The organism is Acidovorax sp. DMC1, from assembly GCF_056314325.1.
On sequence record NZ_JBQUYO010000004.1, the window covers coordinates 99855 to 112680 of the forward strand.

At 63.3% G+C, this 12826-nt stretch carries 15 protein-coding genes; 4 read left to right on the forward strand and 11 right to left on the reverse strand.

All coding sequences use genetic code 11. The features are described from left to right. Positions 1-31 precede the first annotated feature (31 nt). The 3 genes from ACT531_RS10530 (at position 32) to ACT531_RS10540 (ending at position 3390) form a co-directional block, all read left to right on the forward strand. Positions 32-1105 (forward strand): FG-GAP repeat domain-containing protein, encoded by a 1074-nt coding sequence (locus ACT531_RS10530; protein ID WP_476017390.1) that lies wholly within the window; start codon positions 32-34, stop codon positions 1103-1105. 187 nt (positions 1106-1292) lie between these two features. Then, on the forward strand, positions 1293-2234 hold the full coding sequence (gene rpoH, locus ACT531_RS10535) for an RNA polymerase sigma factor RpoH (protein WP_043565643.1): 942 nt from the start codon (positions 1293-1295) through the stop codon (positions 2232-2234). Between the two features lie 115 nt (positions 2235-2349). After that, positions 2350-3390 (forward strand): Bug family tripartite tricarboxylate transporter substrate binding protein, encoded by a 1041-nt coding sequence (locus tag ACT531_RS10540; protein WP_476017391.1) that lies wholly within the window; start codon positions 2350-2352, stop codon positions 3388-3390. Between the two features lie 89 nt (positions 3391-3479). Here ACT531_RS10540 and ACT531_RS10545 read toward each other — a convergent pair whose 3' ends face one another. Genes ACT531_RS10545 through ACT531_RS10565 form a run of 5 tightly spaced genes read right to left on the reverse strand, consistent with a single transcriptional unit; the run spans position 3480 to position 7656 of the window. Further along, positions 3480-4094 carry an SCO family protein gene (locus ACT531_RS10545; protein ID WP_476017392.1) on the reverse strand — a complete coding sequence of 205 codons (615 nt, stop codon included), beginning with the start codon at positions 4092-4094 and terminating at the stop codon, positions 3480-3482. Positions 4095-4102: 8 nt separating this feature from the next. Further along, entirely contained in the window at positions 4103-5005 is a 903-nt protein-coding gene (gene cyoE, locus ACT531_RS10550) for a heme o synthase (protein WP_422847580.1), read from the reverse strand. Continuing rightward, positions 5002-6186, reverse strand: a complete 1185-nt coding sequence (locus ACT531_RS10555) for a COX15/CtaA family protein (protein WP_476017393.1) — start codon at positions 6184-6186, stop codon at positions 5002-5004. Before ACT531_RS10555 ends, cyoE begins: the two co-directional genes overlap by 4 nt. Next, positions 6183-6926: an SCO family protein gene (locus tag ACT531_RS10560; RefSeq protein ID WP_476017394.1), complete on the reverse strand. Its 744-nt coding sequence runs from the start codon at positions 6924-6926 to the stop codon at positions 6183-6185. Before ACT531_RS10560 ends, ACT531_RS10555 begins: the two co-directional genes overlap by 4 nt. Further along, entirely contained in the window at positions 6868-7656 is a 789-nt protein-coding gene (locus tag ACT531_RS10565; protein ID WP_476017395.1) for an SURF1 family protein, read from the reverse strand. The genes ACT531_RS10560 and ACT531_RS10565 overlap by 59 nt, the downstream gene beginning before the upstream one ends. Positions 7657-7671: 15 nt before the next feature. On the opposite strand from ACT531_RS10565, the gene ACT531_RS10570 reads away from it, so the two are divergent. After that, entirely contained in the window at positions 7672-7893 is a 222-nt protein-coding gene (locus ACT531_RS10570; protein WP_015015500.1) for a twin transmembrane helix small protein, read from the forward strand. Positions 7894-8019: 126 nt separating this feature from the next. On the opposite strand, the gene ACT531_RS10575 is transcribed toward ACT531_RS10570, so the two are convergent. The 6 genes from ACT531_RS10575 to coxB form a co-directional block, all read right to left on the reverse strand. After that, entirely contained in the window at positions 8020-8901 is an 882-nt protein-coding gene (locus tag ACT531_RS10575) for a cytochrome c oxidase subunit 3 (RefSeq protein WP_015015501.1), read from the reverse strand. A gap of 63 nt (positions 8902-8964) precedes the next feature. Then, the gene (locus ACT531_RS10580) at positions 8965-9192 is read right to left on the reverse strand and encodes a DUF2970 domain-containing protein (protein ID WP_422847584.1); all 228 of its coding nucleotides are present in this window, start codon (positions 9190-9192) and stop codon (positions 8965-8967) included. Beyond that, positions 9189-9824, reverse strand: coding sequence for a cytochrome c oxidase assembly protein (locus ACT531_RS10585; protein ID WP_422847585.1), 636 nt, complete (start codon positions 9822-9824; stop codon positions 9189-9191). Before ACT531_RS10585 ends, ACT531_RS10580 begins: the two co-directional genes overlap by 4 nt. 16 nt (positions 9825-9840) lie before the next feature. Continuing rightward, positions 9841-9951: a cytochrome oxidase small assembly protein gene (locus tag ACT531_RS10590; RefSeq protein ID WP_209819187.1), complete on the reverse strand. Its 111-nt coding sequence runs from the start codon at positions 9949-9951 to the stop codon at positions 9841-9843. A gap of 11 nt (positions 9952-9962) precedes the next feature. Beyond that, positions 9963-11594: a cytochrome c oxidase subunit I gene (ctaD, locus tag ACT531_RS10595; protein WP_015015505.1), complete on the reverse strand. Its 1632-nt coding sequence runs from the start codon at positions 11592-11594 to the stop codon at positions 9963-9965. A 30-nt stretch (positions 11595-11624) separates the two neighbouring features. After that, positions 11625-12794 carry a cytochrome c oxidase subunit II gene (gene coxB / locus ACT531_RS10600; RefSeq protein WP_015015506.1) on the reverse strand — a complete coding sequence of 390 codons (1170 nt, stop codon included), beginning with the start codon at positions 12792-12794 and terminating at the stop codon, positions 11625-11627. Between the last annotated feature and the right edge of the window lie 32 nt (positions 12795-12826).

Consider the following 12826-nt stretch of genomic DNA (forward strand, 5'->3'; position numbering starts at 1 on the left):
TATCTCTGCGTGGAAACCGTGGAGGTGTCCCATGAAGATTGAATCGTCCACCCTGCAGATGCAGGCCCAGCATGTGGCCAGCCGCGTGCACACCCAAAGCAGCCGCATGGAGGCCTGGGTGGGCGATCGCCGCCCCGCCAGCGCCCCGGGACTCACCCGACCGCCCCCCGCCGTCCATATCTCCAGCGCCGCGCGCCTGGCCCGCGCTACCCGGGAAGCCGACGCGGCGATGGCCACCGATACAGACAGCAGCCCGGACGAAGGACTGACACCCCAGCTGGCCATGATCCGCGACCTGATTGCCCGCATGACGGGCGTACAGGTGCGGGTGTACACCGGCCAGACGGAACCCGTACCGTCCCCACCCTCCTTGCCCGCGAGCCGCCCGGCCACCACGCCTGCGGCCGAGGCAGGTCGCCCGCGTTCCGTGTGGGGCCTGCTGGTGGAGCAGCGCGAGGTGGTCGTAGAAACCGAAAGCACCCAATTCACCGCCCAGGGCATGGTGCGCACTGCCGATGGGCAGGAAATCCGCTTCAGCCTGCAGCTGGACATGCAGCGTAGCTACCGCCAGGCATCGTCCTTCAGCCTGCGCCTTGGAGACGCCGCAGCGGTCGACCCGCTGGTCATCAACTTCGACGGCTCGGCCGCGCAGTTGCAGGACCTGCGCTTCGCGTTTGACCTGGACAGTGACGGCCAGACCGACAACGTGCCCCTGCTCGCAGGCAACCGGGGCTACCTGGCCCTGGACCTGAACCACAACGGCCGCATCGACAACGGCCGGGAGCTGTTCGGCCCCGGCACCGGCAACGGCTTTGCCGAGCTGGCCGTCTATGACAGCGACGGCAACGGCTGGATTGACGAGGCCGACCCGGTCTTTCAGCAACTGCAGGTGTGGACCCCATCGGCGGATGGCGCCGATGGGGCTGGGAACCTGCGCACCCTGGCCGACGTGGGCGTGGGCGCCCTCTCCACCCACGCCGTTGCCACCCCCTTTGCCCTGCGCACCGCCGACAACGCCAGCCTGGGCACCGTGCGCTCCACCAGCGCCTATCTGCGGGAAGACGGCAGCGTGGGCACGGTGCAGCAGGTGGACCTGACCGTTTGAAGGCGACTCATGGAGAGTGGATTACTATGCTTTTGATAGCTTCAAAGGCATTCTCCACTAACACTTGATGCCGATTTGACTCAGAAAATATCAAACGGTATCAATGAGCAACCCGACGGGAACTCCGTGCTTAGCACTCAATCAGAGAGAGTGCTAATATGATGGCTTAGAGGAAAGGATTCCCGGAATGAACATTCAATCTGGAACCGCGACGATGTCTCTGGCACCCGCCAATCCCTGGGCGCTGGTGCCCCCCTTGGGCAACCTGGACGCCTATATTTCGGCTGTCAACCGACTGCCCCTGCTCACGCACGAAGAAGAGCAGACCTACGCACGCCAACTCAAGGACAACAACGATCTGGACGCCGCCGGCCGGCTGGTGATGTCGCACCTGCGTCTGGTGGTCTCGATTGCACGCCAGTACCTGGGGTACGGCCTGCCCCATGGCGACCTGATCCAGGAAGGCAATGTGGGCCTGATGAAGGCTGTCAAGCGCTTTGACCCCGACCAGGGTGTGCGCCTGGTGAGCTACGCCATGCACTGGATCAAGGCCGAGATCCACGAATACATCCTGAAGAACTGGCGCATGGTCAAGGTGGCCACCACCAAGGCACAGCGCAAGCTGTTCTTCAACTTGCGCTCCATGAAGCAGGGCTTCAAGGCCGACGCGTCGGCCGCTGATGTTGCCACGCACCGTGACACCCTGTCGGACCATGAGATCGACGCCGTTGCCGCACAGCTCAACGTGAAGCGCGAAGAAGTCATCGAAATGGAAACTCGCATGGCGGGTGGTGATGTGCTGCTGGACCCGGCCCCGGCCGATGACGGCGAGCAGGCGTTTGGCCCCATTGCCTACCTGGCCGATGCATCGCACGAACCCACGGCCATGATCGAGTCGCGCCAGCGCGACGCGCTGGCCACCGACGGCATTGCCAACGCCCTGGCCAGCCTGGACGACCGCAGCCGCCGCATCGTGGAAGAGCGCTGGCTCAAGGTCAACGACGATGGCAGCGGCGGCATGACGCTGCACGACCTGGCCGCCGTGTACGGCGTGAGCGCCGAGCGTATTCGCCAGATCGAAGTGGCCGCCATGAAGAAGATGAAAAAGGCCCTGGCCGAATACGCCTGACCGGGCCGGGCAGCGGGGTTAATATCCCCGGCTGCAGAAGTTGCCTCGCGGGGCCCCAGTTCTGGGGCCCCGCGTCGTTTGGGCCCCCGAATATTCTTCAAGGAGATTGCACCCCATGCCCTCACGTCCCGCCCTTACCGGCCGTGTTTCCCGTCGTGCTTCGCTGTTGATCGCCCTGGCTGCCGCATCCCCCTGGGCGCTGGCGCAGAACAACGTCAAGGCTGCTGCTACGGCGCCCGCACCACTGGCTTGGCCGACCAAGCCGCTAAAGATCATCGTGGGCTTTCCGGCCGGTTCGTCACCTGACCTGACGGCGCGCACGTTCTCGGAGCCCCTGTCCAAGGCCCTGGGCCAACCCGTGATCGTGGACAACAAGGTGGGTGCAGGCGGCAACATTGGCGCCGACGCAGTAGCCAAGGCCCGTGACGACCACACCATCGGCCTGATGATCAACGGCAACATGACGATTGCCAAGCTGCTGAACCCGGCCGTTCCGTATGACCCGATCAAGGACCTGGCACCGTTGAGCCTGATCGGCACCTCGCCGCTGATCCTGACCGCACCCGTCAACCAGCCTGGCGTGGCCGCCAACGGCACGGCGCGGGACTTCTTCGTGGCCGCACGCAACGGGGGGGACAAGTGGAGCTATGGCACGCCGGGCGTGGGCACGGTGGGTCACATCGGCACCGAACTGCTCAAGGCACGCAGCAACATCAACCCCGTGCATGTGCCCTACCCCGGCTATCCGCAGGTGGCCAACGCGATGCTGGGCGGCCAGTTGCAGATGGCGCTGCTGCCCCCGGCGCTGGCCCAGGCCCAGGTGCGTGCAGGCAAGCTGCGCGCGATCGGTGTGACCTCGTCCGGACGCAGCCCGCTGGCCCCCGATGTGCCGAGCCTGGCCGAGGCTGGCATCAGCAACTTCAACCTGGAGATCTGGAACGCCTTCGCAGCGCCCTCCACCATGCCCAAACCCATCCAGGCCAAGCTGGCCGCGCTGCTCAGCGAGATCGCCCGCAGCGAGGATGTGCGCAGCAAGCTGTTCCAGCAAGGGTGGCAGACGGTGGGCTCGTCGCCTGAAGGCCTGGCCAACCGCATCAAGGCCGACACCAATCTGCTGGGCGGCGTGATTGCGATGCGCGGTATCAAGGCCGAATAAGGCCCTAGGGCGCCAGCTCATGCGGGGCCGCACAGCGGCCCGCGACACGGCGGCCTGGCACAGGCCACGGGTCACCCAGAGGCTGGGGCTTAGCCCCCGGCCTCGGCCAACAACACCTTCACATCGGCCGCCAGGGCCTGCGCGCCGCTGCCGTAGCGGTTGTAGACCCGCAGGCGGCCTGCAGGGTCGTACACGTAGCTGCCCGCCGAGTGGTCCATGGTGTAGCTGGTGGGCGTCTTGCCATCGACCTTTTTGTAGTAAATCTTGAAGTCCTTGGCCACGGCAGCCAGCTGCTCGGGCGTGCCATACAGCGCCAGGAAGCTTGGATCGAAATTGGCCATGTAGGCCTTGAGCACCTCGGGCGTGTCGCGCTCCGGGTCTACGGTCACAAAAATACCCTGCAGGCGGTCGCCGTCCTTGCCCAGCATCTGCTTAACCTCGGCCAGCTCCTGCATCGACGTGGGGCACACGTCGGGGCACTGGGTGTAGCCAAAGAACACCACCACCACCTTGCCGGCAAAGTCCTTGATGTGGCGGGGTTGGCCGTTGTGGTCGGTCAGGGGAATGTCGCGGGCGTATTCAGCGCCGGTGACGTCCACACCCCGGAATTCGGCCTTTTTCTCGGAACATGCGCCCAGGAGGCCTGTAGCGCAGAGAGACAGTGCGCTAGCAGCTATCAATTGAAGAGCATTTCGTTTCTGCATGGAGGTCATCACAGCACGTAGTGGTCCACCAGCAGTGCCGCAAACAGCACGCTCAGGTGGATGAGGGAAAAGCGGAAGGTCTTACGGGCCAGAGCGTCCGAATAATTGCGCCACAGCGCGAACGCGTACCCGCAAAAACCGAGGCTGAGGAGCACGGCGGCAGCCAGATAGATCCAGGAACTCATGCCATAGATGAACGGCATCATGCACCCGGCCAGCAGGATCAGCGTGTACAGGAACACCTGCAACCGCGTGAACTCGTTGCCGTGCGTGACGGGCAGCATGGGCAGGCCGGACTTGCGGTAGTCCTCCACCCGGTACAGGGCTAGTGCCCAGAAGTGCGGCGGCGTCCACAAAAAGATGATGAGGAAGAGGATAAGCGCCTCGGGCCCCACATCGTTGGTCATGGCCGCCCAGCCCAGCACCGGTGGCATGGCCCCGGAGGCGCCGCCGATCACGATATTCTGGGGCGTGAGGGGTTTGAGAATCACGGTGTAGACCACCGCATAGCCCACAAAGGTGGCGAAGGTGAGCCACATGGTCAGCGGGTTGATCCAGACGTACAGCAGCGCGGAACCTACGGCACAGAGTACGGCTGAGAACAGCAGCGTCTGCGCATTGGACAGCTCGCCCTTGGCCGTCGGACGCCAAGCGGTGCGCTTCATCTTGGCGTCGATACCCTGCTCGACGATGCAATTGAACGCGGCCGCAGCACCGGCCACCAGCCACACGCCCAGGCACGCCAGCGCCATGTGGGCCAGTTGCGCAGCGTTGGGCAGGCCGGGCACGGCCAGCACCATGCCAATCAGCGCACAAAAGACGATGAGCTGCACCACGCGGGGCTTGGTCAGCGCATAAAACTGCTGGAACCGCGAGGGCGGCGCAGCAACGGCGGAGGGGGCAACACTCATGCAGATACTCTCGATGCGCCCGTGGGCGCGGAAAACTCTTGGGGCGCAGGTGCCGCGCGGCTGGACACCAGGGCCCAGGTCAGCACCACCACCAGGGCAGCGGCGCCGCCGGTATGCAACACCGCGGCCACCAGGGGCCAGTCCAGCACCACGTTGGACAAACCCGTCACCAGCTGCAGCAAGGCCAGACCGCCAATCCACCGGGCCTGCGTAGGCAACACGCCATTGCGATGGAAGCGCCAGGCCACCAGGCCCAGTGCCAGCAGCACCACATAGGCCATCAGGCGGTGCACGTAATGAATGGCGGTGAGCGCTGCAAAGCTGATGTGGCTGCCGTCTTGCAGCAGGCCCAGCTTGCGCCAGATCTGGAAGCCCTGCGCAAAGTCCATGGCGGGCCACCAGCTGCCCTGGCAGGTGGGGAAGGTGGTGCATGCCAGCACCGCATAGTTGGTGCTGACCCAGCCGCCCAGCACGACTTGCAGGGCCAGCAGCAGGGCCGTTAGTACCAGCCCCCAGCGCAGTACGGGGGACAAGGCCACCGGTGAGCGCCCCTGAGCGCTGTGGGTATGGCGCACGGCCTGCACACACAACAGGGCCAGCAGCACCAGACCACCGATCAGATGCAGGGTGACGATGGCGGGAAAGAGCTTCATAGTCACCGTGAGTGCGCCGAACGCACCCTGCAGGCACACCCACAACAAGGTCACCGTGGGCCACCAGGGGCTGAGCGGCGGCGCCTGCTGTCCGCCATCGCGCCGGGCACGCCGTTGCTGTACCCAGGACGACACAGTGATCACAATGATCAGCACCCCCACCCCCGTCGCCAAGTAACGGTGGATCATCTCGATCCAGGCCTTGCCGTGCGTCACGGGGCCGGTCGGCATGGCTTCCTGGGCGGCCGCAATCTCGGCGCGGGCACCCACCGGGCTGGCGCTGCCATAACAGCCGGGCCAGTCGGGACAACCCAGGCCCGAATCGGTCAGGCGTGTGAAGGCGCCGAACAGCACCAAATCAAACGTGAGGAACAGCGTGAGCACCGTGAGCGCCTGCAGGCGCCGCATGGGCGTGCTGCCCCGGTTGCGCGCCCACACCCAGACCAGCGGCCCCAGCGCGATCACCAGGCCGAGCAGCATCAGCTCGAGCACTGGGGCCAGGTCGTACAGCGGTTGGGTATCGGTCATGGCTTGACCGGCCGCCCCGGCTCGTCCCACGAAGAAGAAGCACGCAGCAGGCGCTCCAGGTCCCGCTTGGCCTTGGCGGCGCCGCTGGTGTCCATGGCCGCCGGAAAACGCATCATCCAGTTACCCATCGGGTCCACCACGTAGAGGTGGTCTGCCAGTTGCTGGCCCGGGACTGGCTCCAGCCAGGCCTTGAGGGCGCTGGGATCGACCCGCAAGACAGTGGCTTGCTGCAGGGCGGGCGTGAGGGCAGCGGGTGGCAGGGCGTTGTCGTTGATCAGCCAGACCCAGTCCACCCGGTCTTTTTCCTTGCCCAGGCTCTCGCGCAGCTGGCGCTGCAGGTACAGGTGCTTCTGGCAGGCCGGATCGCAATCGCCTCCGGCCACACTCACCAGCAGCCATTGGCCTTTGAGCGACTCCAGCCGCGTGGCCGCGCCATTGAGCGCGGAGGCGGTGAGCGCAGGCACGGTGCGCTGGGGGTTGATCAGCTCGCCATAAACGCGCCGCCCCTCCGGGCGGATCACGTAGTAGGTGAAGTACGAGGCGACCACCGGCGCGGCGCAGATCAGCAGCACGCCCAGCATCTTCCAGCGCCCATGGCGCGCACGTTGTGCGGTGGCGACCGCCTCCCCCGCCTCAGGCAAGGTGTGTACGGTCAACCCCAGCGGGTGCTCCGCACGCGCCTCAGGCGGCAGGCTGGCTGCGCGGGCGAATGAACCGTCGGACGATTTGGAACCAGACATAAAGGAGTGCTAGCAGGCCGCAGAGCCCGAACCATTGAAATGCGTAACCGTAGTGTTTTTCGACACCTGCGCCGACCACAGGCCAGTCGCGCAGCAGGCCATCGCCCGCGTCGCCCACTGGGCCCGTCTGCAACACCGTGAGGGGGGCGAGCGCCAGACCGGTTTCGGTGCGGAACGCTGCCAAGTCCAGATTTTGCCGGATGCGGGAAGACCCCTGTGCACTATCGCCCCCTTGGAACTCGTACAGCCGCGAGGGCGACAAGGCCACACGGCCTTGAATGCGTACCTCGGTATCCGCCGGCGTGGTCACGGAAGGCAGTTGGGTGCGGTCCTGGAAATTGCGAGCCACCCATCCCCGTTGCACAAGCACCACCCCAGCGCCATCGCCAGGAAGTTGCAGTGGTGTGAGCACAAAAAACCCAGGGCGCCCCTGCATCTGCCTGTTGTCCAGATACACCGTGTGTTCAGGCAGCCAGCGCCCCTGCAGCACCACAGCACGGTGTACGAGGGCTTGTTGCGCCTCGGGAGTCGCGCTAGCCGCGTCTGTCAGCGTACGCCCGTCTATGGCTGGCTGGCTGGCCCGCGTATCCAGCATCGCCTGCAGCGACTCTTTCTGGGCGGCTCGCGACAATTGCCAACGCCCCAAAGAGGCGGTGACCAGCATGCCCACCACGGCAGCCAGGGTAATGAGCCAAAAACGCAGGCCCGCAGGACGGCGAAGGGGGGTCACAGGATAATGCGCTCCATGAAATACCTCGTAGTGCTGGCGTTCATCGCCATTTTGGCCAGCCTGGCATCCGCCCTGTTCTTCATGATGCGCAACGGACGCGACGACAAGAGCAAGGGCAACCACATGGCCAAGGCGCTGGCGGTGCGTGTGGGGCTGTCCATCGTGCTGTTCTTGTGCATTCTGGTGGCCTGGCAGCTGGGATACATCCAGCCCACCGGGCTGCCCGCCACCCGTTGACCCTGGGGCTTGACACACCAACCGGAGAACCTGCGCCCATCACAGGCCACTACTGACCCGCACCACCGAGCGGTAGAACAAAAAAAGCGCCGCGAGGCGCTTTTTTTGATGGCGTCCGGACCTGGCTTACATCCAGTAGACCAGCACGTACAGGCCCAGCCACACCACGTCCACAAAGTGCCAGTACCAGGCAGCACCTTCAAAGCCAAAGTGCTTGTCGGCCGTAAAGTGGCCCTTTTGCAGGCGCAGCGTGATCACCAGCAGCATCAGCATACCCAGGAACACGTGGAAGCCGTGGAACCCGGTGAGCATAAAGAACGTGGAACCAAACACACCCGAACTGAGCTTGAGGTTCAGGTCGGTGTAGAGGTGGTAGTACTCGTAACCCTGCACCAGCAGGAACACGAAGCCCAGCAGCACCGTGGCCCACATGAAGCCGATGGTCTTGCCACGTTGGTTTTCACGCAGGGCGTGGTGGGCAATGGTCAGCGTCACGCCCGAGGTCAACAGCAGCGCGGTGTTGATCGTGGGCAGCCAGAAGGGGCCTACGGTCTGGAAGGGTTCGATGATGCCGGCGGGCGATGCCGTGACACCTGCAGCCATGCTGGGCCAGACGGCCTTGAAGTCAGGCCACAGCAGCGCGTTGTCCAGGCTGCCCAGCGCAGGCACCGAGTGCGAGCGCGCCCACCACAGGGCGGTGAAGAACGCTCCAAAGAACATCACCTCGGAGAAGATGAACCAGCTCATGCTCCAGCGATACGACAGGTCGATCTTGTGACCGTACAGGCCGCCTTCGCTCTCGCGCACTGCGTCGCCAAACCACTGGTACAGCGTGAACAGCCACCACACCAGCCCCACGGCCAGCGAATATTTGCCCCAGTCGTGACCATTGATCCACTGGCCAGCGCCGAGGATCACAAAGAACAGACCGGCCGCGGCCATCACCGGGTGGCGGGACTCGGCGGGCACATAGTAGTACGGGGTTCCGCCATGGGTTGATGCACTCATTTCAGCTCCTGATTCTCAAAATCTTTGTTTTCAGTATTTGTTCGCACAAACCAGCCAACGCACTCACACGACCCAGTTCACCAGCCCGATCAGGCCCATGACCAACAAAAAAACTGCCATCAATCCCACCACGATGATGTGGATCGGGTTGAGTTTTTCGACATCTTGCTGGTACTCGCTGCCTTTGCGCAAGCCAATCAGCGACCATGCCACCGCGCGCACCGTGCGCAGCAATGAGCCTTTGCGTTGCGACGGCTTCACGTCTGCGGATGGCCCGCGCGGCGCGCTCATGAGCCCGCTCCTTGCAAGGCCGCCGCATTGGCACCCGGCATCACGGCTGCAGCCGTTGATTCGGGGGCTGCGGGTGTCTTGCCACCCACTTCAAAGAAGGTGTACGACAGCGTGATCGTGGTGACGTCTTTGGACAATTTCGGATCAATCACGAACGCCACGGGCCAGGTTTTCTTTTCACCGGGCTCCAGGGTGTACTGATTGAAGCAAAAGCATTCCAGCTTGTTGAAGTGCGCAGCGGCCTGCCGGGGCGCGTAACTGGGAATCGCCTGGGCGGCCATGCGGCGGTTCTGCACGTTCTGGAACTCGTACATCACCGTCGTCAGCTCACCAGGGTGCACCTGCACGGAACGCTGCGCCGGCTTGAAGTCCCAAGGTCCGCGCGAGTTCGCGTCGAACTCCACCGTGATGGTGCGCGACTTGTCCACCTGGGTGTTGGCGGGTACGCGCACGTCCTTACCGGCCACACCGTTGCCCGGCACCTGCCGCTCCGACAGCGACAGGATATTGATACCCGTCATCTCACAGATGTGCTTGTAGATGGGGATCAGCACGTAGCCGAAGGCGAACATGCCGGCCGCAATAACGACCAGCTTGCCGACCATCTTGGCGTTTTCGCGGTGCAGGCTCATAGAGTCGGCCGGTGGCTCAGCGGGACAGCAACACCACCTTGACCATGAACCCGACAAAGAACACCGCCGCCACGGACGCCAGGATCAGCGCCAACCGCAGGTTGTTCTTCTTTTGCTCTGGGGTCATGGACATGGTGTTCAGCCAATCACTCGGGTTGCCGTGGCGTCCAGCTTGGGAGGATTCTCAAACGTGTGGAAAGGCGCGGGGGAAGGAACTTCCCACTCCAGACCCTCGGCACCGTCCCATGGCTTGGCAGGGGCCTTGGCGCCATTGCCACGCATGGCTGGCAACACCACGGCCAGGAAGAAATACACCTGCATCAGACCGAAGCCAAACGCGCCCACCGAGGCAATCGCGTTGAAGTCAGCGAACTGCATGGGGTAGTCGGCATAACGACGGGGCATGCCAGCCAGACCCAGGAAGTGCATCGGGAAGAAGGTGATGTTGAACGTGATCAGCGAGCCCCAGAAGTGGATCTGACCACGAGTTTCGGAATACATCACGCCGGTCCACTTGGGCAGCCAGTAGTACACGCCAGCAAACATGGAGAACAGCGAACCGGCCACGAGCACGTAGTGGAAGTGGGCCACCACGTAGTAGGTGTCTTGCAGCTGGATGTCGATGGGGGCCATGGCCAGGATCAGGCCGGTGAAACCACCCATGGTGAACACGAAGATGAAGCCCACGGCAAACAGCATGGGGGTTTCAAACGTCATCGAACCGCGCCACATGGTGGCGATCCAGTTGAAGATCTTCACGGCCGTGGGCACGGAGATCAGCATCGTGGCGTACATGAAGAACAGCTGGCCAGTCACAGGCATGCCGGTCGTGAACATATGGTGGGCCCACACGATGAACGACAGAATGGCGATGGACGAAGTGGCGTACACCATGGAGGCATAGCCGAACAGCTTCTTGCGGCTGAACGCAGGCACGATCTGGCTGATGATGCCGAAAGCCGGCAAGATCATGATGTACACCTCGGGGTGACCGAAGAACCAGAAGATGTGCTGGTACATCACCGGGTCACCGCCGCCGGCGGGGTTGAAGAAGCTGGTGCCGAAGTGACGGTCCGTCAGCGTCATGGTGATCGCGCCAGCCAGCACGGGCATCACGGCAATCAGCAGATAGGCGGTGATGAGCCAGGTCCAGGCGAACATGGGCATCTTCATCAGCGTCATGCCAGGGGCGCGCATGTTCAGGATGGTCACGATGATGTTGATCGAGCCCATGATGGACGAAGCACCCAGGATGTGCATCGCGAAGATGCCGGCATCCATGGAAGGACCCATTTGCAACGTCAACGGTGCGTACAGCGTCCAGCCGGCAGCGGGAGCGCCACCGGGCATGAAGAACGAGCTGACCAGCATCAGTGCAGCAGGAATCATCAGCCAGAAGCTGAAGTTGTTCATGCGCGCAAAGGCCATGTCGGAGGCGCCGATCTGCAGCGGGATCATCCAGTTCGCAAAACCCACGAAGGCCGGCATGATGGCGCCGAACACCATGATGAGGCCGTGCATGGTGGTGAGCTGGTTGAACAGCTCAGGGTTCACCAGTTGCAGGCCGGGCTGGAACAGCTCGGCGCGGATCAGCAGGGCCAGGATGCCCCCGACCATCAGCATGGTGAACGAGAACAGCAGGTACAGCGTACCGATGTCTTTGTGGTTGGTGGCGAACACCCAGCGGCGCCAGCCGGTGGGGCCATGGTGGTCGTGGCCGTCGTGTGCGTGGTCGCCAGCGTGCCCGTGGTTGTCGAGTACTGCGCTCATGGTGAATTCCTCAATACGATGGGGCGATGATTACTTGCCACGCAGGGCCAGAACTTCAGCAGGCTGCACCAGCTGGCCGGTCTTGTTGGACCAGTTGTTCTTGGTGTAGGTGACCACGGCGGCGATGTCGGTGTCGCTCAGCTGCGCCCATGCAGGCATGGCGCCATTGTTCTGGCCCTTGAGCAAGACCTGGATCTGCTTGGCATGGTCGGCATCCAGCACCACGGCAGCGCCGTCGAGTGGCTTGATGGGGCCGGCGCCCTTGCCGTTGGCCTGGTGGCAGGCAGCGCAATTGGCCGCATACACCTTCTCGCCGCGCTTGAGGATGTCGTCCAGGGCCCACACCTTCGTGGGGTCGTCCAGCTTGGCTGCGGCCTTCTTCTTCTGTTCGGCCACCCAGGCGGTGTAGTCCTCGGCGGACACCACCTTCACGTGGATGGGCATGTAGGCGTGTTCCTTGCCGCACAGTTCTGCGCACTGCCCGTAGTAGTCGCCGATCTTCTCGGCGCGGAACCAGGTGTCACGCACGAAACCAGGGATAGCGTCCTGCTTGATGCCGAAGGCAGGCACCATGAAGGCGTGGATCACGTCGTTGGCCGTGGTGATGATGCGGATCTTCTTGTTGACCGGCACCACCATGGGGTTGTCCACCTTGAGCAGGTAGTTGGCGGGGGCGTCCTTGACGTTGCCGCTGTCAGACATCACACGGTGGCTGCTGTCCAGCGTGGAGATGAAGGCGAGGCCTTCGCCTTCGCCGGTGATGTAGTCATAGCCCCACTTCCACTGGTAGCCCGTGGTCTTGATCGTGAGGTCGGCGTTGGTGGTGTCCTTCTGGGCGACCAGCACCTTGGTGGCGGGCAAGGCCATGAGGATCACGATGATGAACGGAACAATGGTCCACACCACTTCAACCGTCACCGACTCGTGGAAGTTAGCCGCCTTCGCGCCCTTGGAGCGGCGATGCTTCCAGATCGAGTAGAACATCACGGAGAACACTGCAACAAAGATCACCGTGCAGATGATCAGCATCATCCAGTGCAGAAAATGCTGCTCTTCTGCAATCTTGGTGACGGGCGGCGCCAGGTTCAGCTGGTTGACTGCAGGGCCGCCAGGCAGGTCCTGAACGGCATGGGCTGCGGAGCCCACCCATGCACCGGCAATCAGCAGCAGAGAAGCCAGCTTGTTGGAAATGCTCTTCATAGTTCTCACTTACTTCTAAGCCTCAATTTAAC